18 protein-coding genes are annotated in these 25544 nt (G+C 68.5%); 8 read left to right on the top strand and 10 right to left on the bottom strand.

Annotated features, from left to right (window positions below; all coding sequences use genetic code 11):
- Window positions 1–72 precede the first annotated feature (72 nt).
- The 3 genes from hutH to OCT48_RS08815 all read left to right on the top strand — a co-directional run bounded on the left by hutH (window position 73) and on the right by OCT48_RS08815 (window position 4775).
- On the top strand, window positions 73–1605 hold the full coding sequence (gene hutH / locus OCT48_RS08825) for a histidine ammonia-lyase (RefSeq protein ID WP_263592598.1): 1533 nt from the start codon (window positions 73–75) through the stop codon (window positions 1603–1605).
- A gap of 346 nt (window positions 1606–1951) precedes the next feature.
- Entirely contained in the window at window positions 1952–3298 is a 1347-nt protein-coding gene (locus tag OCT48_RS08820) for a Na+/H+ antiporter family protein (RefSeq protein WP_263592323.1), read from the top strand.
- A 142-nt stretch (window positions 3299–3440) separates the two neighbouring features.
- Window positions 3441–4775, top strand: a complete 1335-nt coding sequence (locus tag OCT48_RS08815) for a Na+/H+ antiporter family protein (protein WP_263592322.1) — start codon at window positions 3441–3443, stop codon at window positions 4773–4775.
- Window positions 4776–5041: 266 nt separating this feature from the next.
- On the opposite strand, the gene OCT48_RS08810 is transcribed toward OCT48_RS08815, so the two are convergent.
- The 9 genes from OCT48_RS08810 to hrpB form a co-directional block, all read right to left on the bottom strand.
- A complete protein-coding gene (locus OCT48_RS08810; RefSeq protein WP_263592321.1) occupies window positions 5042–6385 on the bottom strand; it encodes a YjiH family protein in 1344 nt (447 codons plus the stop codon).
- 104 nt (window positions 6386–6489) lie between these two features.
- A complete protein-coding gene (locus OCT48_RS08805) occupies window positions 6490–7416 on the bottom strand; it encodes an electron transfer flavoprotein subunit alpha/FixB family protein (RefSeq protein ID WP_263592320.1) in 927 nt (308 codons plus the stop codon).
- Complete coding sequence (locus OCT48_RS08800) at window positions 7413–8165, bottom strand: electron transfer flavoprotein subunit beta/FixA family protein (RefSeq protein ID WP_263592319.1); 753 nt, start codon at window positions 8163–8165, stop codon at window positions 7413–7415. Before OCT48_RS08800 ends, OCT48_RS08805 begins: the two co-directional genes overlap by 4 nt.
- 25 nt (window positions 8166–8190) lie before the next feature.
- Window positions 8191–9324: an acyl-CoA dehydrogenase family protein gene (locus tag OCT48_RS08795; RefSeq protein WP_263592318.1), complete on the bottom strand. Its 1134-nt coding sequence runs from the start codon at window positions 9322–9324 to the stop codon at window positions 8191–8193.
- Window positions 9314–10447 (bottom strand): CaiB/BaiF CoA transferase family protein, encoded by a 1134-nt coding sequence (locus OCT48_RS08790; RefSeq protein ID WP_263592317.1) that lies wholly within the window; start codon window positions 10445–10447, stop codon window positions 9314–9316. Before OCT48_RS08790 ends, OCT48_RS08795 begins: the two co-directional genes overlap by 11 nt.
- A 44-nt stretch (window positions 10448–10491) precedes the next feature.
- Entirely contained in the window at window positions 10492–12171 is a 1680-nt protein-coding gene (hutU, locus tag OCT48_RS08785; protein WP_263592316.1) for a urocanate hydratase, read from the bottom strand.
- A gap of 416 nt (window positions 12172–12587) precedes the next feature.
- The gene (hutC, locus tag OCT48_RS08780) at window positions 12588–13304 is read right to left on the bottom strand and encodes a histidine utilization repressor (protein ID WP_263592315.1); all 717 of its coding nucleotides are present in this window, start codon (window positions 13302–13304) and stop codon (window positions 12588–12590) included.
- 88 nt (window positions 13305–13392) lie between these two features.
- Window positions 13393–13848, bottom strand: coding sequence for a YchJ family protein (locus OCT48_RS08775; RefSeq protein ID WP_263592314.1), 456 nt, complete (start codon window positions 13846–13848; stop codon window positions 13393–13395).
- 68 nt (window positions 13849–13916) lie between these two features.
- Complete coding sequence (gene hrpB / locus OCT48_RS08770) at window positions 13917–16358, bottom strand: ATP-dependent helicase HrpB (protein WP_263592313.1); 2442 nt, start codon at window positions 16356–16358, stop codon at window positions 13917–13919.
- 176 nt (window positions 16359–16534) lie between these two features.
- Between hrpB and OCT48_RS08765 the strand changes: the two genes are divergently transcribed.
- Window positions 16535–17911 (top strand): NCS2 family permease, encoded by a 1377-nt coding sequence (locus OCT48_RS08765; protein WP_263592312.1) that lies wholly within the window; start codon window positions 16535–16537, stop codon window positions 17909–17911.
- Between the two features lie 55 nt (window positions 17912–17966).
- Here the strand turns inward: OCT48_RS08765 and OCT48_RS08760 are convergent, their stop codons facing one another.
- Window positions 17967–18650 (bottom strand): TetR/AcrR family transcriptional regulator, encoded by a 684-nt coding sequence (locus tag OCT48_RS08760; protein WP_263592311.1) that lies wholly within the window; start codon window positions 18648–18650, stop codon window positions 17967–17969.
- A gap of 349 nt (window positions 18651–18999) precedes the next feature.
- Here OCT48_RS08760 and xdhA point away from each other — a divergent pair, with 349 nt between their 5' ends.
- From xdhA to guaD, 4 genes are all read left to right on the top strand, one after another.
- Complete coding sequence (gene xdhA, locus OCT48_RS08755) at window positions 19000–20487, top strand: xanthine dehydrogenase small subunit (protein ID WP_263592310.1); 1488 nt, start codon at window positions 19000–19002, stop codon at window positions 20485–20487.
- Complete coding sequence (xdhB, locus tag OCT48_RS08750) at window positions 20471–22933, top strand: xanthine dehydrogenase molybdopterin binding subunit (protein WP_263592309.1); 2463 nt, start codon at window positions 20471–20473, stop codon at window positions 22931–22933. The genes xdhA and xdhB overlap by 17 nt, the downstream gene beginning before the upstream one ends.
- The gene (xdhC, locus tag OCT48_RS08745; protein WP_263592308.1) at window positions 22920–23786 is read left to right on the top strand and encodes a xanthine dehydrogenase accessory protein XdhC; all 867 of its coding nucleotides are present in this window, start codon (window positions 22920–22922) and stop codon (window positions 23784–23786) included. Before xdhB ends, xdhC begins: the two co-directional genes overlap by 14 nt.
- A gap of 305 nt (window positions 23787–24091) precedes the next feature.
- A complete protein-coding gene (guaD, locus tag OCT48_RS08740; RefSeq protein ID WP_263592307.1) occupies window positions 24092–25450 on the top strand; it encodes a guanine deaminase in 1359 nt (452 codons plus the stop codon).
- The last annotated feature ends 94 nt before the right edge of the window (window positions 25451–25544 follow it).

The following is a 25544-nucleotide window of genomic DNA, read 5'->3' as shown; positions in this document are numbered from 1 at the left end:
CCGGCGGCGGGCACCGAGAACGACCTGGCCCTGTCGAGGGTCAACCCAATGACACCCATGAGTGAATCACCCATGTCGCATATCGAGATCCCCCCCGGTCACATGACCCTGGCCCAGGCGCGTCGAGTCTTCGAGGCCCCCGTGACGGTCAGCCTGCCCGAGAGCGCCGATGCCGACATCCAGCGGGGCGTCGACTGCGTCAATCGCGTGGTCGCGGAAGGTCGAACCGTCTACGGCATCAATACCGGCTTCGGCCTGCTGGCCCAGACCCGCATCGAGGACGACCGGCTCGAAGATCTGCAGCGCTCCCTGGTGCTGTCCCATTCCACCGGTGTCGGGGCGCCCATGAGTGATGACCTGGTGCGCCTGATCATGGTGCTCAAGGTCAACAGCCTGGCGCGCGGTTTCTCCGGCATCCGTCGCCAGGTGCTGGATGCGCTGGTCGCCCTGGTCAATGCCGAGGTCTATCCGCAGATCCCGCTGAAGGGCTCGGTGGGCGCCTCCGGCGACCTGGCCCCGCTGGCCCACATGAGCGTGCTGCTGCTCGGGGAGGGCAAGGCCCGCCACCGGGGCGAATGGCTGCCGGCCACCGAGGCCCTGGCCATCGCCGGCCTCGAACCGCTGACCCTGGCCCCAAAGGAAGGGCTGGCCCTGCTCAACGGCACCCAGGTGTCCACCGCCTACGCCCTCAAGGGCCTGTTCGAGGCCGAGGACCTGTTCGCCGCCGCCAGCGTCTGCGGCGCCCTGACCGTGGAGGCGACGCTGGGGTCGCGAGCCCCCTTCGATGCCCGCATCCATGAGGTGCGCGGCCAGCGCGGCCAGATCGACGCCGCCGCCACCTATCGCCACCTGCTCGGCAGCCGGAGCGAGATCAGCGACTCGCATGCCGACTGCGACAAGGTCCAGGACCCCTACTCCCTGCGCTGCCAGCCCCAGGTGATGGGCGCCGCCCTGACGCAGATCCGCCAGGTGGCCGAGGTGCTGGCCGTCGAGATCAATGCGGTCTCGGACAATCCCCTGGTGTTCGCCGAGCAGGACGACATCATCTCCGGCGGCAACTTCCATGCCGAGCCGGTGGCCATGGCCTCCGACGACCTGGCGCTGGCCATCGCCGAGATCGGCTCGCTCACCGAGCGGCGCATCTCGCTGATGATGGACAAGCACATGTCCCAGCTGCCGCCCTTCCTGGTCGAGAAAGGCGGGGTCAACTCCGGCTTCATGATCGCCCAGGTCACCGCCGCGGCCCTGGCCAGCGAGAACAAGGCGCTGGCCCACCCACACAGCGTCGACAGCCTGCCGACCTCGGCCAACCAGGAGGACCACGTCTCCATGGCGCCGGCTGCCGGCAAGCGCCTGTGGGAGATGGCCGACAACGTGCGCGGCATCCTGGCCATCGAATGGCTGGCCGCCAGCCAGGGCATCGACATGCGCCACGGCCTGACCACCACGCCGGCCCTGGAGGAGGCGCGTCAGGCGCTGCGCGCGCGTGTCGCCCATTACGACCAGGATCGCTTCTTCGCGCCGGACATCGAGGCGGCCAGCGAGCTGCTGGCCGAGCGCACCCTCAGTCGCCTGGTGCCCGCCGACCTGCTGCCCAGCCACTGAGGCGACGCCCCCGTCTACCGCCACCTGCCAGCGCGGTGGACGGCAGGGTTATCGTTGTGCCTATAGCGAGGGGCGCCGGGGGCAGGCCGTAGAGGAGGTCCTACGCCAGGGGTGAGGAGCACGGCTCCGAACGGGCTGGCCAGGGATGGCCAGCACCGGCCCTGCAAGCGGAGCAGGAAGCGAGAGCGCCGCAGGGCGTCGGTAGCGCCCAGGGAGGGGTTCAGAGCGCCTCCTCGAAGGCCTGCCGACGGATCAGCTCCGAGCGGTCCTGGTATCTGCGACCCGTTGGGATGAACGGCCCGCTAAGCCCCCAACAACAACCATCGATTCTCAAGGCCCACACAAAATGAATGCAGTCGTCCTGGCCATCCTGGTGATGGTCGTGCTCAGTCTCGCCCGCGTTTCCGTGGTCTTCGCCCTGATCGCCGCCTCCCTGGTGGGGGGCCTCTATGCCGGCATGCCGGTCGGCGAGATCATCGAGGCCTTCAACGACGGCCTCGGCAACGGCGCTACCGTGGCCATCTCCTATGCCGTGCTCGGCGCCTTCGCCGTGGCGCTGTCACGCTCCGGCATCACCCAGATGCTGTCCCAGAAGGCCATCGACAAGCTGCACCTCGATGAGGGGACTCCCCATCGCAAGATGATCGTCTTCGCCCTGCTCGGGATCCTGCTGGCCGCCTCGGTGAGCTCCCAGAACCTGATCCCGGTGCATATCGCCTTCATCCCGGTGCTGGTACCGCCGCTGCTCAAGCTGATGAACCACCTGAAGCTGGACCGGCGGGCGGTGGCCTGCGTGATCACCTTCGGCATCACCGCCCCCTACATGCTGCTGCCGGTGGGCTTCGGCTCGATCTTCCTGCATGACATCCTGCTCGCCAACCTCAACGAGGCCGGCGCCGCCCTGGGGCTCGACGTCACCCCCGGCATGGTGCCCACCGCCATGATCGTGCCCATCGGCGGCATGGCGCTGGGGCTGCTGGTCGCCACCCTGTTCAGCTACCGCGGCAAGCGCGAGTATCGGGACCTGGACCTGGCCCATGGCGACGAGACCCCGGCCCAGGCCGCCCAGCACCTCAAGCCCTGGCAGCTCGGCGTCCTGGCGATCGCCCTGGGCGGCACCGTGGCCACCCAACTCGTCACCGGCTCTATGGTGCTCGGCGGCATCTTCGGCTTCGCCCTGCTGTCGGTGAGCCGTGTCTTCCACTGGCACGAGCAGGACGGCATCTTCACCGAAGGCATGCGCATGATGGCCCTGGTCGGCTTCATCATGATCTCGGCGGCGGGCTTCGCCAGCGTCATGCAGGAAAGCGGCCAGGTCGAGGCGCTGGTGACGAGCTCCACCGAGCTGATCGGCGACAACAAGGGCCTGGCCGCGCTGATCATGCTGCTGGTGGGGCTGTTCATCACTATGGGCATCGGCTCGTCCTTCTCGACCATCCCGATCATCGCCTCGCTCTACGTGCCCCTGGCGATCAACTTCGGCTTCTCGCCCATGGCCACCGTGGCCCTGGTGGGCACCGCCGCGGCCCTGGGCGACGCCGGATCACCGGCCTCGGACTCCACCCTGGGGCCGACCGCCGGCCTCAACGCCGACGGCCAGCACGATCACATCTGGGACAGCGTGGTGCCGACCTTCCTGCACTACAACATCCCGCTGATCGCCTTCGGCTGGCTCGCCGCCATGACGCTCTGATCCGGCCCCACGAGCGGCCGGCCCGCCGGGCGGGTCGGCCTGCTCAGGCGGGCAACGTCCCGAGCGGTTCGCTGGCGCCCACGCCCAGCATGGTTACAATGTGCGGCTTTCGCATTCCGCCCATTCGACCGAAGGACCGCTCATGAACGCCGTCGTCCTGGCCATCCTGATCATGGTCACCCTGAGTCTCGCCCGCGTCTCCGTGGTCTTCGCCCTGATCGCCGCCAGCCTGGTCGGCGGCCTCTACGCCGGCATGCCGGTCGGCGAGATCATGGACGCCTTCAACAACGGCCTCGGCAACGGCGCCACCGTGGCCATCTCCTACGCCGTGCTCGGCGCCTTCGCCGTGGCGCTGTCGCGCTCCGGCGTCACCCAGCTGCTCTCCCAGAAGGCCATCGCCGGGCTGCACCTCGACGCGGGCATCCCCCACCGCCGCTCCATCGTCTTCACCCTGTTAGCGGTGCTGCTGGCCGCCGCGGTGAGCTCCCAGAACCTGATTCCGGTGCATATCGCCTTCATCCCGGTGCTGGTGCCGCCGCTGCTCAAGCTGATGAACCACCTGAAGCTGGACCGGCGGGCGGTGGCCTGCGTGATCACCTTCGGCATCACCGCCCCCTACATGCTGCTGCCGGTGGGCTTCGGTTCGATCTTCCTCCACGACATCCTGCTCGCCAACCTCAACGACAACGGCCTGGACGTCACCGCGCAGATGGTGCCGATGGCCATGGTGATCCCCATCGCCGGCATGGCGCTGGGCCTGGTGGTGGCCGTGCTGTTGAGCTACCGCGGCAAGCGCGAGTACCGGGACCTGGACCTCTCCCACGGCGACGAGACCCCGGCCCAGGCCGCACGGCATCTCAAGCCCTGGCAGATGGCCGTGCTGACCTTCGCCCTGGTGGGCACCGTGGTGGTGCAGCTGATGAGCGGCTCGATGGTGCTCGGGGGCCTGTTCGGCTTCGCCCTGCTGTCGGTGAGCGGCGTCTTCCACTGGCACGAGCAGGACGGCATCTTCACCGAAGGCATGCGCATGATGGCCCTGGTCGGCTTCATCATGATCTCGGCGGCCGGCTTCGCCAGCGTCATGCAGGAAAGCGGCCAGGTCGAGACCCTGGTGGAGAGCTCCACCGCCGTGATCGGCGACAACCAGGGGCTGGCCGCCCTGATCATGCTGCTGGTGGGGCTGTTCATCACCATGGGCATCGGCTCGTCCTTCTCGACCATCCCGATCATCGCCTCGCTCTACGTGCCGCTGGCGATCAACTTCGGCTTCTCGCCCATGGCCACCATCGCCCTGGTGGGCACCGCCGCGGCCCTGGGCGATGCCGGCTCGCCGGCCTCGGACTCCACCCTGGGGCCGACCGCCGGCCTCAATGCCGACGGCCAGCACGATCACATCTGGGACAGCGTGGTGCCCACCTTCCCGCACTACAACATCCCGCTGATCGCCTTCGGCTGGCTGGCCGCCATGATGCTCTGAAGGTTTTCCGCCGGCCCCCTCCGGGTCGGCGGCGCTATCCTCGACCGGCGGGCATTGCCACTTCCGGCGTCGGCATCGCCTCCTCACCTAGTTGGCCTGCTGCATCAGCCGGCAGGCCGCGGCCAGGCCGGACGGCCCGGCGCCGACGATGACCACATCGAATGCCATCACCTCAGTTGCCATCACTCATTTCCTCTGCTTCCTGTAGTGAATGACGCGGGAGGGTGAACCGCCCTCCCGCGTCATGCCATCGATGAAGCCCTGAATCAGAAGATCAGATGCGTGGCCAACGCCACCAGAGGGATAGCCAACAGAGTGCGGACCAGGAAGATCACCACCAGATCCTTGACGGACAGCGGAATACTGGACTCCAGCATGGCGTTGGCACTCTCGGTGAAGAAGATGATCTGAACCGTGGACAGGGTGCAGACGAAGAAGATCGCCATGGGGCTGACATCGGCACCGGAGATGATGATGGCCGGCAGGGCGATTTCGGCGATGGACACCAGGACCGTAGGCGCAATCGCCTCGGCATCCGGCAGCTGCATCAGCTGGATCAGCGGTTCGACCACGACGCCGAGATAATCGAACACCGGTGTATAGGTGGCCAGCAACAGGGCCAGGGTGGCGATGGACAGGATGAAAGCCACGATCTTCTGGGCAAAGGTGATGGCCTCCCAGAAGCCCTGATACAGGGCCTCCGGCCGGGTCTGCGCCGCCCGGGCAGCCGCCGCCGAACAGGCGCGTGCCAGGATATGGCCTTCCGCGTCATCACGCAGATCGTCCGCGGTCTGTTCACGCCCCTCATAGTAACGATCCTGCTTGCGGGACAGCGGCGGAATGCGTACCACGACGGCGGCCAGGGTGAAGTTGATCAAAAAGGAGACGAGGATCATGTGGGGGAGATACTCCATGATCCCGCCGATCGAGGCCAGCAAGGCGAAGAAACCCAGGCTGCAGATACTGAAGTTGGTCGCGATGCTGGCCGACTCCCGCTCGGTGTAGTACCCCCCCTTGTACAGCTTGTTGGTGATGAAGATCCCCACCGCCGGGGCGGCCACGAAGGAGGCAACGGCATCCACGGCGGAGCGTCCCGGCAGGCGGTACAGCGGGCGCATCAGCGGCTCCATCAGGGTGCCGATGAATTCCAGGAAGCCGAACTCGGTCAGGAAGAGCACCAAGAAACCGGCAATGGTGACGGTGAGAAAGACGCTGCCTCCGAGGTACAGGGCCAGACCGCCCACATCATCGTGCAGCAGCCAGTCGGGGCCGATACCGAACACCAGCAGCGTGGCAAAGAAGGCCGCCAGCAGGAAAGCCAGGCCACTCATCACCCCATCCTTGCGATGATAGCGACGCAGGGCGGCGTTGCCGGACGTTCTGGATACCAGCCAGGTCAGGCACAGAAGGCCGATAATGCCTAGTGTGAGGTAATCGATCGAACCGCCGAGCAGCTCCTTGACATAATCGATGATCATGACCAGTGGTATCTTGCTCTCGTCTTCCCCCACCGGAAGTGGAACGAAGAAGATACCGAGTCCAATGAGGCTGCCGACAACTGCCTTCAGGGCACCCGCGGCACCGGGCTGAGCCACTTCTATTTTGTTCATTGTGTTTCTCCAATTGGCAGGTAGTGGGTCGCGACAAGAGACTCGGCAACAAGGCGCGACCTGGTGCAAATGCCGGAACCGGCAATAAGCTCGTGAGCTTTCGCCTATAGTTGTTGTTCGAGTTCGGGTACGGCCTCGAAGAGATCCGCGACCAGGCCGTAATCGGCGACCTGGAAGATCGGCGCCTCCTCGTCCTTGTTGATCGCCACGATCACCTTGGAGTCCTTCATCCCCGCCAGGTGCTGGATGGCCCCGCTGATGCCCACGGCGATATAGAGCTCCGGGGCGACGATCTTGCCGGTCTGGCCGACCTGCATGTCGTTGGGCACGAAGCCCGCGTCCACCGCGGCCCGCGAGGCGCCGATGGCCGCCCCCAGCTTGTCGGCGATGTCCTCGAGCAGCTGGAAGTTCTCGCCGCTGCCCATGCCGCGGCCGCCGGAGACGACCACCTTGGCTGCACCCAGCTCGGGCCGGTCGCTCTCGGCGAGCTCCTCGCCGACGAAGGACGACAGGCGGTTGTCGACGCCGGCCTCGACCGGCTCGACGGCGGCCGCCCCGCTCTCGCCGACGGCGTCGAAGGCGGTGGCGCGCACGGTGATCATCTTGAGGGCGTCCTCGCTCTGCACGGTGGCGATGGCGTTGCCGGCATAGATCGGGCGCTGGAAGGTGTCGGCGCTCTCCACGGCGATGATCTCGGAGATCTGGGCGACGTCCTTGAGTGCGGCCAGCCGCGGCAGCACGTTCTTGCCGGTGGTGGAGGCCGCCGCCAGCACGTGGGAGTAATCGCCAGCCAGGCCGGCCAGCAGCTCGCCCATGGGCTCGGCCAGCTGGTGGGCGTAGACGGCGGCATCGGCGACGCGCACGCGGCTCACCCCGTCGAGCTTGGCGGCCGCCTCGGCGATGGGACCGACGTTCTCGCCCGCCACCAGCACGTCGATATCGCCGCCGATGGCCTGGGCCGCGGCGACCACATGGGCGGTGGCGCCGGCCAGCTGGCCGTCGTGATGTTCGGCAAGGACCAGAATGCTCATGAGATCACCTTGGCTTCGTTCTTGAGTTTGTCCACGAGCTCATCGACGGAGCCCACCTTGACGCCGCCCTGGCGCTCGGCCGGCGGCTCGACCTTGACCAGCTTGAGCTTGCTGGCCACCGCGACGCCCAGCTCCTCCGGGGTCTTGGTGTCCAGCGGCTTCTTCTTGGCCTTCATGATGTCGGGCAGCTTGGCGTAGCGCGGCTCGTTCAGGCGCAGGTCGGTGGTGACGATGGCCGGCAGGGCCAGTTCCACGGTCTGCAGGCCGCCGTCGATCTCGCGGGTCACCTTGAGCTTGCCGTCCTCGACCGCGACCTCGGAGGCGAAGGTGCCCTGGGGCCGACCGGTCAGGGCGGCGAGCATCTGGCCGGTCTGGTTGTTGTCGGTGTCGATGGCCTGCTTGCCGAGGATCGTAAGCTCCGGCTGCTCCTCCTCGACCACCTTGGCCAGCGCCTTGGCGGCACCCAGCGACTCGACGCGCTCGTCGGTCTGGACGTGGATGGCGCGGTCGGCCCCCAGCGCCAGCGCGGTGCGCAGCTGCTCCTGGGCGGCCTTGGGCCCGACGGTGACGGCGACGATCTCACTGGCCACGCCCTTCTCCTTGAGGCGCACCGCTTCCTCCACGGCGATCTCGCAGAAGGGGTTCAGGGCCATCTTGACGTTGGTGAGGTCGACGTCACTGTTGTCCGGCTTGACCCGGATCTTGACGTTGTAGTCGATGACGCGTTTGACCGCGGCGAGTACTTTCATCGAGAGAACTCCTTGCAGTGACGCCTCAGGCGGTGATGGCACGGCCGATGATGATCTTCTGGATCTCCGAGGTGCCTTCGAAGATGCGCGTGATCCGGGCGTCCCGGTAATAGCGTTCGATGGGCAGATCCCCGATGTAGCCGTAACCGCCGTGGATCTGCACCGCCTGGTCGGTGACCTTGGCGGCGGCCTCGGATGCGAACAGCTTGGCCACCGCCGACTCGAGGCTGAAACGCTGACCGGAGTCACGGGCGGCGGCGGCCTTGTAGGTCACCAGCTTCGCGGCCTCGAGCTGGGTGTGCATCTCGGCCAGCATCCACTGGATGCCCTGGTGCCGACACAAGGGCTTGCCGCTCACCACGCGATCCTGGGACCAGGCCAGGGTGTCGTCGTAGGCCGCCCGGGAGATGCCGACGCTCATGGCCGCCACTTCCACACGCCCCCGATCGAGGACCTCCATGGCGGTCGCGAATCCGGCGCCTTCCTTGCCCAGCAAGGCGCTCTCGGGCACCACACAGTCGATGCCGATCTCGTAGATGTGGCTGCCACGCAGGCCCAGTGTCTTCTCGGGCTGGGAGAACGCGAGGCCCGCGGTGTCGCGATCGACCAGGAAGGCCGAGATGCCGCGGTGACCGAGGTCTTCATCGGTCTTGGCATAGACGACCAGGAAATCGGCGAAGGCGCCGTTGGTGATGTAGTGCTTGGTGCCGGTGATATGCCAACCCTGCTCGCAGCGCACGGCCTTGGTCCGCATCTCGGCAGGGTTCGAGCCCGCCCCGGGTTCGGTGAGGGCGAAGGCGCCGAGCTTCTCGCCGGCGGCACACTGCGGCAGCAGTGCCTGCTTCTGTTCTTCCGTACCTCCCACCAGTACCGAATCGGTGGCCAGAAAGTGCGCCGTCAACGACGAGCAGGTGGCGGCACAGTGATAAGCGATCTCCTCCACCGCCAGGGACATGCCGATGCTGCTGATGTCGACGCCGCCGTACTCGGACGGCAGGTTCATGCTCCAGAAGCCGAGCTCGCCCAGGGCGCGCAGGCTCTCGGCGCAGAAGTCACGGCTCTCGTCGTAGCGGGCAGCATTGGCCTTGAGGACATCGGCCGACACGCGACGGGCGGCGTCCTGAAAGGCCAGCTCGTCTTCGGTGAAATCAAAGTGCATGGGTGCTCTCCTCATCGAGCATTGCGTTGTGGGCGCCCAGCGCCGGCGCCGGTTCGTCGGTCGCGACCTTGCGGCCATTGAAGAAGACGGGTTGAGCGGGCGACCGCACGGCCCCCGAGGGCTGGAGCAGGCCCCGCTCCCGGGCATGGGGGGAATCGGCCACCTGCTTGATGTCCCAGATCGGCGAGGCGGGGACCCCGGCCGCATCGAGCCGCTCGCAGACCTCGGCGACCGTCAGTTCGCTGGTCCAGCGTTCGATCCGCGCCTTCAGCTCGGCCTGATGGTCACAACGGCGCTCGTCGGTGGTGAAGCGTTCGTCGTCGACCAGCTCCGAAGCTCCCATGCAGTCGGCCAGCCGGGCGAACAGGCTGTTGTTGGCCACGGCGATGACGACCTGGCCATTTCGGGCCTGGAAACTGTCGAAGGGGGCGGACAGGGGGTGCCGGTTGCCCACCGGCTGGGGCGCCTCGCCATGGGCCATCAACTGCGCGAGGTTGGTGACCTGCATGGAGAAGAGGCAGTCCAGCATGGACACGTCCAGGTAGCAGCCGGTCCGTTGCGCGTCACGCTCGCGCTGGAACAGGGCGGCACAGATCGACCAGCTGGCGAACATGCCGGCCGCCACATCCCCCAGCGACTCACCGACGCGGGTCGGCGGCCCGCCTTCCGGCCCGGTGGCGGCCATGATCCCGGACATGGCCTGGGCGATGATGTCGTAGGCCGGCTTGCTGGTCATGGACCCGGTCTGTCCGAAACCGGAAATGGAGCAATACACCAGCGAGGGATGACGATCGCGCAGGGTGGCCTCGTCGATGCCCAGGCGGCGCGTCACTCCGGGGCGGAAATTCTCCACCAGTACATCGGCATCGGCACATAGTGCATGGAACCGTGCCAGGTCATCGGCCTCCTTGAGATTCAGGCAGATGCTGCGCTTGCCCCGGTTGAGCATCGCGAAGTAGACGCTCTCCCCATCGATGAAGGGACCGATATGGCGACTGTCGTCGCCATGAGGCGTCTCGATCTTGATCACCTCGGCGCCCAGGTCGGCGAGCATGGCCGTGCAATAGGGGCCGGCCAGGAAGCGCGACAGGTCGAGGACGGTAATGCCTTGCAAGGGTTTCATCTGGGACTCCTGTGCCAGGCGGGCGCTGCATCCCGCCCGCAAGTTCATGAGCGGATCATCGGCAGATCGAGGCCGTTCTCCACGGCGCAGCGCCTGGCGATGTCGTAGCCGGCATCGGCGTGGCGCATGACGCCGGTGCCCGGGTCGTTGCGCAGCACCCGGCCCAGGCGGGCATGGGCGTCATCGGTGCCGTCGGCGACGATCACCACCCCGGCGTGCTGGGAATAGCCCATGCCCACGCCGCCGCCGTGGTGCAGCGACACCCAGGTGGCGCCGCCGGCGGTGTTGAGCAGGGCGTTGAGCAGCGGCCAGTCGGACACGGCGTCGGAGCCGTCCTGCATCGCCTCGGTCTCGCGGTTGGGGCTGGCCACCGAGCCGGAGTCCAGGTGGTCGCGGCCGATCACCACCGGCGCCTTGAGCTCGCCGTTGCGGTACATCTCGTTGAAGGCCTGGCCCAGGCGCGCGCGGTCCTTGAGGCCGACCCAGCAGATCCGTGCCGGCAGGCCCTGGAAGGCGATCCGCTCGCGAGCCATGTCGAGCCAGTTGTGCAGGTGGGCGTCGTCCGGGATCAGTTCCTTGACCTTCTGGTCGGTCTTGTAGATGTCCTCGGGATCGCCGGACAGCGCCGCCCAGCGAAAGGGGCCGATGCCCTGGCAGAACAGCGGCCGGATGTAGGCCGGCACGAAGCCGGGGAAGTCGAAGGCGTTCTCGACGCCCTCTTCCTGGGCCATCTGGCGGATGTTGTTGCCGTAGTCGAAGGTCGGCACGCCCATCTTCTGGAAGTCGAGCATGGCCTGGACGTGCACCGCCATGGACCGCTTGGCGGCCTCGACGGTGGCCTCGGGCTGGGACTTGCCGCGCTCGACGTAGTCGTCCCAGGTCCAGCCGGACGGCAGGTAGCCGTGCAGCGGGTCGTGGGCGCTGGTCTGGTCGGTGACCATATCCGGCTTCACCCCACGGCGCACGAGTTCCGGGAGCACATCGGCGGCGTTGGCGCACAGACCGATGGAGATCGCCTTGCCCTCGGCGGTGTAGCGCTCGAGGCGGGCCAGGGCATCGTCCAGGTCGTCGGCCTGCTCGTCCAGGTAGCGGGTGCGCAGGCGGAAGTCGAGGCTCGACTGCTGGCACTCGATGTTCAGCGAGCAGGCGCCGGCGAGAGTCGCGGCCAGCGGCTGGGCGCCGCCCATGCCGCCGAGGCCGGCGGTGAGGATCCAGCGGCCCTTGAGGTCGCCGTCGTAGTGCTGGCGGCCGGCCTCGACGAAGGTCTCGTAGGTGCCCTGGACGATGCCCTGGGAGCCGATGTAGATCCAGGAGCCGGCGGTCATCTGGCCATACATCATCAGGCCTTTCTTATCCAGCTCGTTGAAGTGCTCCCAGTTGGCCCAGGCCGGCACCAGGTTGGAGTTGGCGATCAGCACCCGCGGGGCGTCCTTGTGGGTCTCGAAGACGGCCACCGGCTTGCCGGACTGGATCAGCAGCGACTGGTGGTCCTCCAGGCGCTGGAGGGTCTCGACGATCTTGTCGAAGCACTCCCAGTCCCGGGCGGCACGACCGATGCCGCCGTAGACCACCAGGTCCTCGGGGCGCTCGGCGACGTCCGGGTGAAGGTTGTTCATCAGCATGCGCAGCGGCGCCTCGGTGAGCCAGCTCTTGCAGGACAGCTCACTGCCGGTGGGCGCGGCGATGCAGCGGTTGGGGTCGTGACGCTTGTCGGTGTGGGACATGCCGAAATCCTCTCGAGTGCAGGGGCATTCGGGCCTTGCTGGGGCCTCGGGTATCGGGGCTGGAGTCGCCAGAAGCGAATCACCGCCTCAAATATGTATATACATATCTATGCGCCCGTCCCAAGTCCGTCAAACACCCAGTTGACAGCTCCACCATCGGATATACCGCATCTCACTGATTTTAAAAGGTTAAAAAATAATGGATATAGACCAAAGTATAACGACAGATCCTCAGAAGGGTGCCAAGGAAGGTATAATATGTATATACACATCTAACGATCCCGATGACATCGACACAGCCGCCAGGCACGAAACGTGCCAGGCGGCTTGAAGGGCAAGACTGGAGAGAAGGAATAGAACGCCATGACCAGAACTGGTGTCCGTCCATGGCGGGGAGGAGGGGTATAGGCGAGGAATCAGAGCCCTGCGGAATGCAGGGAAGCGTTCAGCTTGTAGCGGGTGCCAGGGTGGAGCAGTTGGGTATAGCTGATCAGATTTTCCCCCGACCAGGTGCGACGCACCACGAGGAGGCAGGACTCATTGAGCGGAATATCCAGCAGTTCGGCCTCCTCTTGCGTGGGAGAAACGGACTCCACTACGTTCTCGATATCCGTGACGGGATAACGGGCGACGAGCACAGCATTTGGGGTATTTTTCTCGAAATCCTGTTCGAGATAGTCGGGGGCCACGCGTGGGTTGACATGACGTCGTTCCAGTTGCAGTGGCACACCGTCTTCCATATGTACGAGCTCGGAGTAGAACACCAGGGTCCCGGTCTTGACACCAAGGTAGACGGCGACATGCTCGCTGGCAGGCACCTCCTTCAACTGGATGACGCGACTAGTATGATGACCTCCCCGATTTCGGATCTCGTCGGCGATATTTCGGATGTCGAACAGCGAGGACTCGGCCTTGCGCTCGACGACATAGGTCCCGGACCCCGTACGCCGCATCAAGACGCCACGCTGCACCAGGTCTCGGATGGCCTTATTGGCCGTCATTCGGCTAACGCCAAACTCCTTGGCCAGTCGATTTTCGGCGGGAATTCGGTCACCTGGGGAAAAGGCTCCGCTTTCTATTTCCTTGAGCAAATGCTCCTTTATTCGCTCATAGGAAGGTCGGTTTTCCGACATCCTTGGATGCTCCTTACGACACACATCGATACGCAATGCTCGGTACAATGAGGAAAATCATTTTACCACTTCTTCTATAGTCGAGGGGTTAGCCTTTCACGCAGCAGGCCTTGCCCTTCCTGCCGCTGCCGCAGGGGCAGGGATCGTTGCGCCCTGGCTTGAGGCGCGTTACCGAGGGCTCACCGTCCACGTAGCGCCAGTGCCCCGCCTCGCGGCGAAAGCGGGAGCGTTCTTCCAGCACGCCCCAGCGCCGTCCCTCACGGAAGGTGGCACGGAAATGCACCCGGCCCCTGTCGCCAGTGCGTTCATGGTCGAGGATCTCCAGACGCACCCAGCGGGTGGCGTCATCGGGCGCCAGGCTCTCGGGCCGGTGATCGGGATCCCAGGTCGCCAGCAGGTAGTCGGTGAGCCCCAGGGCAAAGGCGCTGTAGCGCGAGCGCATCAGCGCCTCCGGCGTCGGCGCCGGCCGACCGGCGTGGTAGGGGCCGCAGCAGTCGGCCAGCGGGCGTCCGCTGCCGCAGGGACAGGCATCGGTTGTGGTCATGGCGTGTCGATCCGGATCCAGCATGGGTTCCCGATGATACCGGATCGCGTGCCCGGCGGTCGCCGGGCCTAGCGCCTGGCCTTGGTCCGCGCCGTGGCCTGGGCCGACCAGGGATCCTCCGGCCAGGGATGCTTGGGGTAACGGCCGCGCATGTCCTTGCGCACCTCCGGGTAGCCGTTGTCCCAGAAGCTCGCCAGGTCCGCCGTCACCTGCAGGGGGCGCCGTGCCGGGGACAGCAGGTGCAGCAGCGGCGCCACCCGGCCCTCCACCAGCCGCGGCGCCTCGCGCCAGCCGAACACTTCCTGGAGCTTGACCGCCAGCACCGGCGCCTCGCCTCGGTAGTCCAGGCGGACGTTTGATCCGCTGGGCACCCTCAGATGGGGCGGCGCCAGCTCGTCGAGCCGGCTGCGCAGCGACCAGTCGAGGCCATCGAGCAGGATGCGCGACAGCGGCAGTCGTTCCACCTGGTCGAGCCGGGTCAGCCCCTCGAGGTAGGGGCCGAGCCAGGTCTCCAGGTCATCGAGCAGCGCCGCCTCGGACCAGTCCGGCCAGGGGTCGCCCAGCTCGCGACGCAACAGCGCCACCCGGCCGCACAGCTGTTCGGCGGCTGCGTCGAGAGGCAGGCCGCGGCGGCGCAGCGCCGCCAGCAGGGCCCGGCGCACCGCCTCCGGCGGCAGCTCGCCCAGCGGCCGCCGCTCGAGGACCACCGCGCCGAGCCCCCGGCGACGCTCCCCCTCCAGGCGACCCTGCTCATCGGACCACTCCAGATGATCCCGCCACTCGCCGGCCTCGGCATGCAACCCCGGCAGCCGTGCGGGATCCAGGGCGGCGGCGCGGAAGATGCGCCCGCCCCCGGCCTCGCCGTCCAGCGACACCGCCACCAGCAGCTCGACGTGGGCCAGCGGATGATCGGCGGGCAGGGTCGCCTGGCCGCCACCGGCCAGCCGGAAGCGCCCGGGCGCGAGGCGCTGGGCGATGCGCTCGGGCCAGGCCAGGGCCAGCAACTCGCCGAGCGGGGCCAGGCTCGGCGCCTCGAGCCGGCAGCCCATGCGGCTCGCCAGCCGCCTGGCATTACGCTGCCAGCGACGATCCTCGCCGGGGGCGGCGAAGCGGCGCTCGAGTGTGGCGGCCAGGTCGCGCTCGTCACCGGCGTCGCGGCCCTCGAGCAGCGCCGCCAGGCCACAGGCCAGGCCCTGCGCCGACAGCTCGAAGGCCCGCTCGAGCATCACCGCCAGCCGCGGATGGGTGGGCCAGCGGGTGCAGGCCCGGCCCAGCGCGGTCAGCCGATGCTCGGCGTCCAGCATGCCCAGGCGCGCGAGCAGCGCACGCCCGGCGGCGAGGGGCGCCGCGGGAGGCGGCGAGACCCAGGTCAGCGCCGCGGGGTCGGTGATCCCCCAGCGCGCCAGTTCGAAGGCCAGCGGCGCCAGGTCGGCCTGGCGGATCTCCGGCTCGCGGTCCGGGGCCAGCGGCTGCTCCTCGGCCCATAGCCGATAGCAGACGCCGGGGCCCTGGCGACCGGCCCGGCCGCGGCGCTGCTCGGCGCTGGCCCGGTTGACGCGCCGGGTCTCCAGCCGCGTCAGGCCGGTACGCGGCCGGAACACCGGCAGGCGCTCGCGGCCGGCATCGATGACCAGCCGCACCCCGTCCACGGTCACGCTGGACTCGGCGATGGCGGTGGCCAGCACCACCCGGCGCCGCCCCTGCGGGTCCGGCCGCAGCGCCCGGCGCTGGGCCGCCAGGGGCAGCCGGCCGTGCAGCTCCATCACCGCCAGGTGCGGGGCCCGTGTCGACAGCTCCCGGGCCAGCCGGCGGATCTCGCCGACGCCGGGCAGGATCACCAGGGCGTCGCCGTCGTCCGCCGCCAGGGCCTCGGCCACCACCGCCGCCTGGTGGCGGGCCGCGTCGTCCCGGCTCCGGGCTGGCCGATAACGGGTCTCGACCGGATGCTGTCGCCCCGGACAGTCGATCACCGGCGTGGCCTCACCGAGCACGGCGGTGAGCGCGGCGACATCCAGGGTCGCCGACATCACCAGCAGGCGCAGGTCCTCGCGCACCGACTGGGCATCCAGGGCCAGCGCCAGCCCCAGGTCGGCCTCCAGGCTGCGCTCGTGGAACTCGTCGAAGATGATCCCCGCCACGCCCTCGAGCAGCGGGTCGTCCTGGAGCATGCGCGTCAGCACGCCCTGGGTCACCACCTCCAGGCGCGTGGCCGGGCCCACCCGGGAGTCGCCGCGCATGCGATAGCCCACCGTCTCGCCGACCGTCTCCCCCCGGCTTTCCGCCATGAAACCGGCGGCCAGTCGCGCGGCGACGCGGCGCGGTTCCAGCAGCAAGAGCCGTCCGCCCCGGCACCAGGTCTCGTCCAGCAGCGCCAAAGGCACGCGGGTGGTCTTGCCGGCCCCGGGCTCGGCCACCAGCAATGCCCGGGCCTGGTCGGCCAGGGCCTGGCGGATCTCGGCCAGGCGGGCATCGATGGGCAGGGCCGTCAACGGGGTTTCCTCATCGGTCATGGTGGCATCGGTCTCCCATGGTGGCGCATCGGCACCTGCTTAATCGTATACAAAAATCACTCTGACTGTTGCCTAGTTGCCGTCTTGTTGACTAGTCTTGAAACGCCGACAATCTGACCAAAAGGTCAGGTTTTGGCATTCCGTCTCCATGCCGACCAACAACAAAGGTAAGACGCATGCAACATTCCTCCTCTGCCCGCCCCGCGGACGTCACGGCGGGCGATGTCCCGCAGGCCGCTCCGGCTCCGTGGCTGGACACCTGGTTCGGCGTCAGCCGCCGCGGCTCCACCCTCAAGACCGAGATACTCGCCGGCATCGCCAGCTTCCTCGCCGGCATGTACATCATCGTGGTCAACCCGGCCGTGCTCTCCGACGCCGGCATCCCCTTCTCCGCCGCCCTCTCGGCCACGGTGCTGATCAGCTTCATGAGCAGCCTGGCCATGGGGCTCTATGCCCGCAACCCGATCCTGGTGGCGCCGGGCATGGGCATGAACGCCCTGTTCACCTATACGCTGGTGCTGGGGGCCGGCCTGACCTGGCAAGTGGCCCTGGGCTGCGTCTTCTGGTCCGGGGTGATGTTCGCGGTGCTGGCGATGTTCAACGTGCGCAAGGCGATCATCGAGGCCATCCCGCTGTCGCTGCGCTACGCCATCACCTGCGGCATCGGGCTCTTCATCACCTTCATCGGCCTGCAGAACGCCGGCTTCATCGTCGGCAGCGACGCCACCCTGGTCACCCTGGGCAACATGGACACGAGTCTCGCGACCTTCTTCCTCGGCCTGGTGGCCACCGGGGTGTTCGTGATCCTGCGCTTCAACGGCGCCCTGATCATGGGCATCGCCCTGACCACCCTGCTGGCCGCCCCCATGGGCCGGTTGTGGGGCGACGAGGTGATGGTCGCCTGGAACGGCCTGGCCGCCTGGCCGGACTTCGGCGCCGTGATGCAGGTCGATATCGTCGGCGCCCTCAAGGTGGCCTACCTGCCGTTCATCTTCGTGATGCTGTTCACCAACTTCTTCGATGCGCTGTCCTGCTTCATGGCCCTGTCGGAATCCGCCAACCTCAAGGACAAGGACGGCAACCCGCGCCACCTGAAGCGCTCCATGACCGTGGATGCCTTCGCCTCGATGATCGCCGCGCCGCTCGGCACCAGCGCCGCCCAGACCTTCATCGAGTCCGGCGCCGGGGTGGCCCAGGGCGGGCGCACCGGCCTGGTGGCCGTGGTCATCGCCCTGCTCTTCCTGCCCTTCCTGTTCCTCTCGCCGCTGCTGTCGCTGGTCCCCGGCATCGCCACCGCCCCGGCCCTGGTGCTGGTGGGGCTGTTCATGATGGCGCCCATCGGCAAGATCGACTGGCAGCACTTCGATCAGGCCCTGCCGGCCTTCCTGGCCATCATCCTGATGCCGCTGACCTACTCGATAACCCTCGGCATCGCCTTCGGCTTCATGAGCTTCGTGCTGATCAAGGCCGCGACCGGGCGGATCGGCGAGATCAAGCCGGCGATGTGGGTCTCCGCGGCGCTGTCGGTGCTGATGCTGCTCACCGCCCAGTAGGCGCGGACGGCGACCGGCCCGGGCGGCGGGGCTTCCTCTCGCCGCCCGGGCCGGATCAGGAATGGACCTGCTGACCCTGCGGCGCGGCCACCCGATCGGGATGGCGGACGCCACAGCCCTTGATGACCACCCGGGTCAGGAAGTCGGTGATGTGCTCCAGGTCGTCGTCGCTCAGCGCCTCGCGTCCGGTGATGCCCAGCACCTGGGCCTCGAAGTCGGCGTAGTGCTGGGTGGAGGACCAGATCAGGAAGATCAGCCAGACCGGGTCGACCGGATCCATCAGCCCCCGGTCGGCCCACTCCCGGAACACCGCGGCCCGGCTCTGCACCCAGTCGCGCAGCTCGCCGCTCAGGTACTCCTGCAGGAAGGGCGCCCCGCCGAGGATCTCGCTGGCGAACAGCCGCGAGCCCTCGGGATGGCGGCGCGATATCTGCATCTTGGAACGGATGAAGGCCGCGAGCACCTCGGCCGGGTCGTCCTCCGGCGAGATGTCGTCGAGCATGGCGTTCCAGCGCTCCATCATCCGCTCGAGCAGGCGGACATAGAGCTTGCGCTTGCTGCCCATGTAATAGAGGACATTGGACTTGGGCAGGCCCGCCTGCTCGGCGATCGCCTGGAGGCTGGTCCCCCGGTAGCCATGGCGGGCGAAGACCCGCTCCGCCGCCGCCAGGATCGCGCGCTCGTTGCGCCGGCGGATGGCGCCGCCTTCCTGCTCGCTGGGATGTTCTGCCTTGGCCATGGGCCCTCGCTGCTGTCAAAACGGTCGTTTCGCGCTTGGAGCCTGCCGGGGGTGACCGATCGTCACGAGAATCCCGGATTCTGAGTCAAATTTATCGATCGATTGAGGCGAATAGCGCGCTATTTAACGACATGGATCGAATAAAGTTGGCCGAAAGTCCGGGATTTACAGCAGATCAGTGTTACGTCCGGCAGGCTCCTAAAGCTTGCCTGAGAGGCGCCCCACAAGGCAATCCGGGACGCCTGCCGGCAAAAAAAGTGCGGGGGAAACTTGTCAAAGCTGACCGAATGGTCAAGAATCAACTCATCCCCTTCTCCTTCGGCCAACACAACCACAAACGGAGCCGGCCATGATCGACTTCTATCTCAACGGCAGGCGTCAGCGCTGCACCGACGTGAGCGCCGACACCAGCATCCTCGAGCTGCTGCGCACGACACTGGGCCAGACCGGCACCAAGGAGGGCTGCGCCTCCGGTGACTGCGGGGCCTGTACCGTGGCCATCGGCGAGCCGGACGCCTCCGGCGAGCTCGTCTACCACAACGCCAACGCCTGCATCACCCCCGCCCACCAGCTCGAGGGCTGCCACCTGGTGACCGTGGAGGGCCTGGCCCGGGGCGAGCGGCTGCATCCCGCCCAGGCGGCCATGGTCGACTGCCACGGCAGCCAGTGCGGCTTCTGCACGCCGGGCATCGTGATGTCGCTGTTCACCCTCTACGAGAACCAGCGCCGCCGCCCCGCCCCGCTGACCCAGGCGCGCCTCGAGGAGGCCCTCGGCGGCAACCTGTGCCGCTGCACCGGATACCGGCCGATCCGCGACGCCGCCCTCAGCATGGGCGACTACCCGGCGGCCGAACCCGAATGGGCCGAGGACCCCATGCTGGCCAGCAACGTCGCCTGGCTGCGTCGCCCCGCCGACGGCGCCCCCGGGGCCGCCGGCCACTACGTGGCCCCCCAGGACCTGGCCGCCCTGCGCGCCCTCAAGGCCAGGCGCCCCGGCGCCCGCCTGGTGGCCGGCGGCACCGACCTGTGGCTCGAGGCCACCCAGCAGCTCAAGACGCTGGACGACATCATCGATGTCCGCCAGGTCGCCGAGCTGAACGCCGTCGAGGAGACCGCCGAGGGCTGGTGGATCGGCGCCGCCGTGACCCTGGCCCGCCTGACCCCGCTGCTGGCCGAACATTACCCGGCCTTCGAGCACCTGATGCACCGCTTCGCCTCGTCGCAGATCCGCAACCGCGCCACCCTCGGCGGCAACATCGCCAATGCCTCGCCGATCGGCGACACCCCGCCGGTGCTGCTGGCCCTCGATGCCCGGCTGCGGCTGGACGGCCCGCGGGGCGAGCGGGAACTGCCGCTGGCGGAGTTCTTCCTCGACTACAAGCGCACGGCGCTGGCCGAGGACGAGTTCATCGCCGCGATCTTCCTGCCGCGCCCGGCCACGGAGGCGAATCTCAAGGTCTGGAAGCTGTCGAAGCGTCGAGAGGACGACATCTCGGCGGTGCTGGCGGCCTTCGCCTGGCGCCTCGAGGATGGCGTGATGCGCGATGTCCACCTGGCCTTCGGCGGCATGGCGGCGATCCCGCGCCGGGCGCCGGCCGCCGAGGCCGCCCTGGAGGGCCGCGCCCCCGACGCCGAGGCCTTCGCCGCCGCCCGCGCTGCCTTGGCCGAGGAGCTGACCCCGATGTCCGATGTGCGCGGCAGCGCCGACTACCGTCGCCTCGCCGCCGGCAACCTGCTCGAGCGGCTGCGCCTGATGATCGAGGCCCAGCCGGCTGCCAACGACGCCGATAACAACACCCCTGCGACCAAGGTGACCCTCGATGCGTACGCTCACTGACCTCGACCTGCCCCGTGACAAGACCCGGCGCAACCAGGGGGACGCGCCCCTGGCGCGGGAGACCGTCGACCCCCAGGGGGGGGCCGGCAGCTCCCGCGCCCACGAGAGCGCCGTCAAGCATGTCACCGGCCGGGCCGCCTACATCGACGATATCCCGAGCCCCGCCGATACCCTGCACGTGGCCCTGGGCCTGTCGCCGGTGGCCCATGGCCGGCTGACCCGCCTCGACCTCGATAAGGTCAAGAGCGCGCCGGGGGTGGTGGACGTCATCACCCTCGCCGATGTGCCCGGCCATACCGACATCGGCCCGGTGTTCCCCGGCGACCCGCTGTTCGCCGATGACGAGATCAGCTACGTCGGCCAGTGCCTGTTCGCCGTGGCCGCCGAGAGCCACAAGGCCGCCCGCCTGGCGGTCCAGGCGGCGGTGGTCGAGATCGACGAGCAGCCGGCCTGCCTGGATCCGGTCGCCGCCGCCGAGCGCGGCGACTTCGTGCGCCCCACCCATACCCACGAGCGCGGCGACTGGCACCGTGCCCTGCATGACGCGCCCCACGTCCTCGAGGGCGAGCAGTTCGTCGGCGGCCAGGAGCACTTCTACCTGGAGGGTCAGGCCTGCCTGGTCCAGCCCACCGAGGACGAGGGGGTGATGGTCTACACCTCCAACCAGCACCCCAGCGAGACCCAGAAGCTGGTCGCCGAGGTGCTGGGCATTCCCTTCCACGCGGTGACCATGGAGATGCGCCGCATGGGCGGCGGCTTCGGCGGCAAGGAGACCCAGGCCTCGCCCTGGGCCTGCATCGCCGCCATCATCGCCCGGCGCACCGGCCGGGCCACCAGGATCCGCCTGCCGCGCGCCGAGGACAGCCGCGCCACCGGCAAGCGCCACCCCTTCCACAACCGCTACCGGCTCGGCTTCGACGACCGGGGCGTGCTGGCCGGCGGCGAGATCACGGTGATCGGCGACTGCGGCTACTCGCCGGACCTCTCCGACGCCATCGTCGACCGCGCCATGTTCCACGCCGACAACGCCTACTCGCTGGGCGCCGCCCGGGTCACCGGCCAGCGGGCCCGGACCCACAAGGCCTCGAACACCGCCTTCCGCGGCTTCGGCGGCCCCCAGGGCATGATGATCATCGAGCGGGCCATGGACGACATCGCCCGGCACCTGGGCGAGGACCCGCTGACCATCCGCCAACGCAACCTCTATCGCGAGAAGGACCCGGATGGCACGCCCCGCGACGTCACCCACTACGGCCAGCGGGTCGAGCAGCTCTCGCTGCTGCGTGACATCGTCGCCCAGCTCGAGGCCAGCAGCGACTACTGGGCGCGCCGGCGAGCGATCACCGCCTTCAATGCGCAAAGCCCGATCATCAAGAAGGGCCTGGCGCTGACCCCGGTGAAGTTCGGCATCTCCTTCACCGTCCAGCACCTCAACCAGGCCGGCGCCCTGCTGCTCGTCTACACCGACGGCAGCGTGATGATCAACCACGGCGGCACCGAGATGGGCCAGGGCCTGCACACCAAGGTCTGCCAGGTGGTGGCCCGGGAACTGGGCCTCGACCTGGAGCGGGTGCGGATCAGCGCCACCCGCACCGACAAGGTGCCCAACACCTCGCCCACCGCCGCCTCCAGCGGCGCCGACCTCAACGGCCAGGCGGCCCGGGATGCGGCCAGCAAGCTGCGCGAGCGGCTGTTCGACTTCGCCGCCGCGCACTTCGACCGCGAGGCCGGCGGGCTCGACCGCGAGGCCATGCGCCTGGAGGACGGCCACCTGGTGGCCGGCATCGGCGAGGCGGAGCGGCGCATCCCCTGGGGCGAGCTGGTCCAGGCGGCCTACATGGCGCGGGTCTCGCTGTCCGAGAAGGGCTTCTATGCCACCCCGCTGATCCACTACGACCGCGCCACCGGACGTGGCCGCCCCTTCTACTACTATGCTCACGGCGCCGCCGTGGCCGAGGTGGAGGTGGACACCCTGTCCGGCGAGTACCGGCTGAGCCGTGCCGACATCCTCCACGACGTCGGCGACTCCCTGAACCCGGCCATCGACATCGGCCAGATCGAGGGCGCCTTCATCCAGGGCATGGGCTGGCTGACCAGCGAGGAGCTCAAGTGGAACGACGCCGGCCGGCTGGTCTCCGACGGCCCGGCCACCTACAAGATCCCGGCCTTCGGTGACCTGCCGCCGACCTTCAACGTCGACCTGCTGCAAGGGCACCCCAACTCCCGGGCCAGCATCTACCGCTCCAAGGCCGTGGGCGAGCCGCCCTTCATGCTCGGCATCTCGGTGTGGTCGGCGCTGCGCGATGCCCTGGCGAGCCTCGCCGACTACCGGGTGAGCCCGCCGCTGGACACCCCGGCCACCCCGGAACGGGTGCTGATGGTCGCCGAGGCGCTGCGCCGGACCCAGGACGCACCCCAGGCGAGGCCCGACCATGCACCGGCCTGAGCCCTGGCACGCGGCCCTCGATCGCCTGCAGCGCGAGGCCCGCCCCCATGCGCTGGCCAGCGTCGTGGGGGTGGCGGGCTCCACGCCCCGGGAGCCCGGCGCCAAGATGGTGATCACCCCGGATGCCGTCCACGACACCCTGGGCGGCGGCACCTTCGAGCTGCAGGTGATCGAGACGGCCCGGGAGGCGCTGGCCCGGGGGGACGCCGGCACGCGGCTGGAGGCCTTTCCCCTGGGCGGGCGCTCCGGCCAGTGCTGCGGCGGCTACGTGCACGTGCTGATCGAGCTGTTCGCCGGCGCCGAGATGACCGTGGCGCTGTTCGGCGCCGGCCACGTGGGCCAGGCGCTGGTCGAGGTGCTCGCGCCGCTGCCCTGGCGCATCCTGTGGTTCGACAGCCGCGAGGAAGCCTTCCCGGCGGAGGGGGCCACGGAGGTGCGTGTGCGCCGCCAGCGGATCGCCGCAGGCACCGAGGGCCCGCAGGTCGCGGCCGCCGTGGACAGCCTGCCCGCGGGCTGCCATGCCCTGGTGATGACCCATGACCACGCCGAGGACCGGGCCCTGGTCGATGCCCTGCTGCGCCGCGGCGACTGCGCCTCCATCGGCCTGATCGGCTCGCAGAGCAAGTGGGCGAGCTTCCGCCGCCGTCTGGCGGAGGCGGGGCACGGGGAGACGGCGCTGGCGACGGTGCGCTGCCCCATCGGGGTCCCGGGCGCCCAGGGCAAGCGCCCCTACGAGATCGCCCTGGCGGTGGCCGCGGAGCTGCTGACCCTCAAGCCCGAGAGCGAGCACCAGGACCGCCGCGGCGTGTCCCCCGAGACCCTGCGCGAGACCTTTTCCCCTTCACGCGACTGAGAGCTTCGTTCAATGCCTGGCACCGGAGATGAGCCTACGCGAGGGCGCTGTGAATCCATCCCTGGGCGCTACTTTTGCCCTGCGGCGCTAACGCATCCTGCGCCGCTTGCAGGGCCTGGGTTGGCCATCCGTGGCCAACCCGCTCGGCGGGAAGAACATTCACCGGATGTTCTTCTCTTTCCGCCTCGCCCATGGCAAAAGACCCTCGCTGCGCCTTGTCCCCGGCGCTCATCTCGCTCGGCAATTGGCAATGAACTCTGGAATGACGCAGCGTCGGTCGAGCCGGCGCCCATTAGGAGAGTCCCATGACCGACCCACGTTCCCATATGCGCGTCCTGCGCGGCCCCCTGCTGAGCTTCGACGCCGATCCCGGCGATGGCGACACCCCGGTGCCGGACAGCGTGCGCTACCTGGAGGACGGCGCCCTCTGGCTGGTCGACGGGCATATCCGTGCCGTCGCCGACTACGCCGCCCTGGCGCCCCACCTGCCGGCGGGCATCGAGGTGGTGGACTACTCGGGCAAGCTGATGCTGCCGGGCTTCATCGACAGCCACGTGCACTATGCGCAGCTCGACATCATGGCGTCCTACGGCCGCCAGCTGCTCGACTGGCTCAACGACTACACCTTCCCCGAGGAGTGCCGCTTCGCCGAGCGCGCCCATGCGGAGGCCGTGGCCGAGGCCTTCCTCGACGAGTCGCTGCGGGCCGGCACCACCACCGCCCAGGTATTCTGCACCTCCCACCCGGGCTCGGTGGATGCCTTCTTCGCGGCCGCCCGGCGCCGTGGCCTGCGCATGCTCGCCGGCAAGGTGCTGATGGACCGCCATGCGCCACAGGCCCTGGTGGACGATACCCTGGGCGGGCTGCGCGACAGCGAGCGGCTGATCGGTGACTGGCACGGCAAGGGGCGCCTGGGCTACAGCCTGACGCCACGCTTCGCCCCCACCTCGACCCGTGAGCAGCTCGAGGCCACCGGCGCCGTGCTGCGCAATGCCCCCGACCTCCACCTGCAGACGCACCTGTCCGAGAACCCGGGCGAGATCGCCTGGGTGGCCGAGCTGTTCCCGGAATGCGAGGACTACTTGGCGGTCTACGAGCGCTACGGCCTGGTGGGCCCGCGCAGCACCTTCGCCCATGGCATCCACCTGGACCAGGGAATGCGCCAGCGGCTGGCCGCGGCCGGGGCCAACATCGCCTTCTGCCCCACCTCCAACCTCTTCCTGGGCAGCGGCCTGTTCGACCGCCAGGCCTGCCGGGAGGCAGGACTCGCCACCAGCCTGGCCAGCGACGTGGGCGGCGGCACCGACCTCTCGGGCCTGGCCACCCTCAAGGCCGCCTATCAGGTCGGCCAGCTGCTCGGCCAGCCGCTGACCGCCTGGCAGGGCTTTTACCGCCTGACGCTGGGCAATGCCCGGGCGCTGCACCTGGACGGCCAGGTCGGCCGGCTGCGCGAGGGAGGCGAGGCCGACATCGTGGTCCTCGATCCCGAGGCCACCCCGCTGCTGGCCCGGCGCACCGCCCATTGCCGGACCCTGGCCGAGCGCCTGTTCGCGCTGATGATGCTCGGCGACGACCGGGCCGTGCTGGCCACCTGGGCGGACGGCCGCTGCGTGCATCGCCGGGACTCCCGCATGACGCAGGCGACGACGCCCGTCGACGCCTGATCCACGCGCAAGTTGGGGTGTAGACCTTGGGCGACCCGGCAACGGGTCGCCCCTTTTTTGGCTGAGTTCGGCTGACGCCGGGGCTTGGGGTGAC

Source organism: Halomonas sp. M4R1S46 (assembly GCF_025725685.1).
Classification (GTDB): domain Bacteria; phylum Pseudomonadota; class Gammaproteobacteria; order Pseudomonadales; family Halomonadaceae; genus Halomonas.
Note: the sequence above shows the minus strand (reverse complement) of the source record. Positions and strands in the feature narration are given on the sequence as shown.

Coding starts and splice junctions, on each gene's coding strand:
- hutH (WP_263592598.1), top strand. CDS start 73: ATGTCGCATATCGAGATCCCCCCCGGTCACATGACCCTGGCCCAGGCG.
- OCT48_RS08820 (WP_263592323.1), top strand. CDS start 1,952: ATGAATGCAGTCGTCCTGGCCATCCTGGTGATGGTCGTGCTCAGTCTC.
- OCT48_RS08815 (WP_263592322.1), top strand. CDS start 3,441: ATGAACGCCGTCGTCCTGGCCATCCTGATCATGGTCACCCTGAGTCTC.
- OCT48_RS08810 (WP_263592321.1), bottom strand. CDS start 6,385: ATGAACAAAATAGAAGTGGCTCAGCCCGGTGCCGCGGGTGCCCTGAAG.
- OCT48_RS08805 (WP_263592320.1), bottom strand. CDS start 7,416: ATGAGCATTCTGGTCCTTGCCGAACATCACGACGGCCAGCTGGCCGGC.
- OCT48_RS08800 (WP_263592319.1), bottom strand. CDS start 8,165: ATGAAAGTACTCGCCGCGGTCAAACGCGTCATCGACTACAACGTCAAG.
- OCT48_RS08795 (WP_263592318.1), bottom strand. CDS start 9,324: ATGCACTTTGATTTCACCGAAGACGAGCTGGCCTTTCAGGACGCCGCC.
- OCT48_RS08790 (WP_263592317.1), bottom strand. CDS start 10,447: ATGAAACCCTTGCAAGGCATTACCGTCCTCGACCTGTCGCGCTTCCTG.
- hutU (WP_263592316.1), bottom strand. CDS start 12,171: ATGTCCCACACCGACAAGCGTCACGACCCCAACCGCTGCATCGCCGCG.
- hutC (WP_263592315.1), bottom strand. CDS start 13,304: ATGTCGGAAAACCGACCTTCCTATGAGCGAATAAAGGAGCATTTGCTC.
- OCT48_RS08775 (WP_263592314.1), bottom strand. CDS start 13,848: ATGACCACAACCGATGCCTGTCCCTGCGGCAGCGGACGCCCGCTGGCC.
- hrpB (WP_263592313.1), bottom strand. CDS start 16,358: ATGACCGATGAGGAAACCCCGTTGACGGCCCTGCCCATCGATGCCCGC.
- OCT48_RS08765 (WP_263592312.1), top strand. CDS start 16,535: ATGCAACATTCCTCCTCTGCCCGCCCCGCGGACGTCACGGCGGGCGAT.
- OCT48_RS08760 (WP_263592311.1), bottom strand. CDS start 18,650: ATGGCCAAGGCAGAACATCCCAGCGAGCAGGAAGGCGGCGCCATCCGC.
- xdhA (WP_263592310.1), top strand. CDS start 19,000: ATGATCGACTTCTATCTCAACGGCAGGCGTCAGCGCTGCACCGACGTG.
- xdhB (WP_263592309.1), top strand. CDS start 20,471: ATGCGTACGCTCACTGACCTCGACCTGCCCCGTGACAAGACCCGGCGC.
- xdhC (WP_263592308.1), top strand. CDS start 22,920: ATGCACCGGCCTGAGCCCTGGCACGCGGCCCTCGATCGCCTGCAGCGC.
- guaD (WP_263592307.1), top strand. CDS start 24,092: ATGACCGACCCACGTTCCCATATGCGCGTCCTGCGCGGCCCCCTGCTG.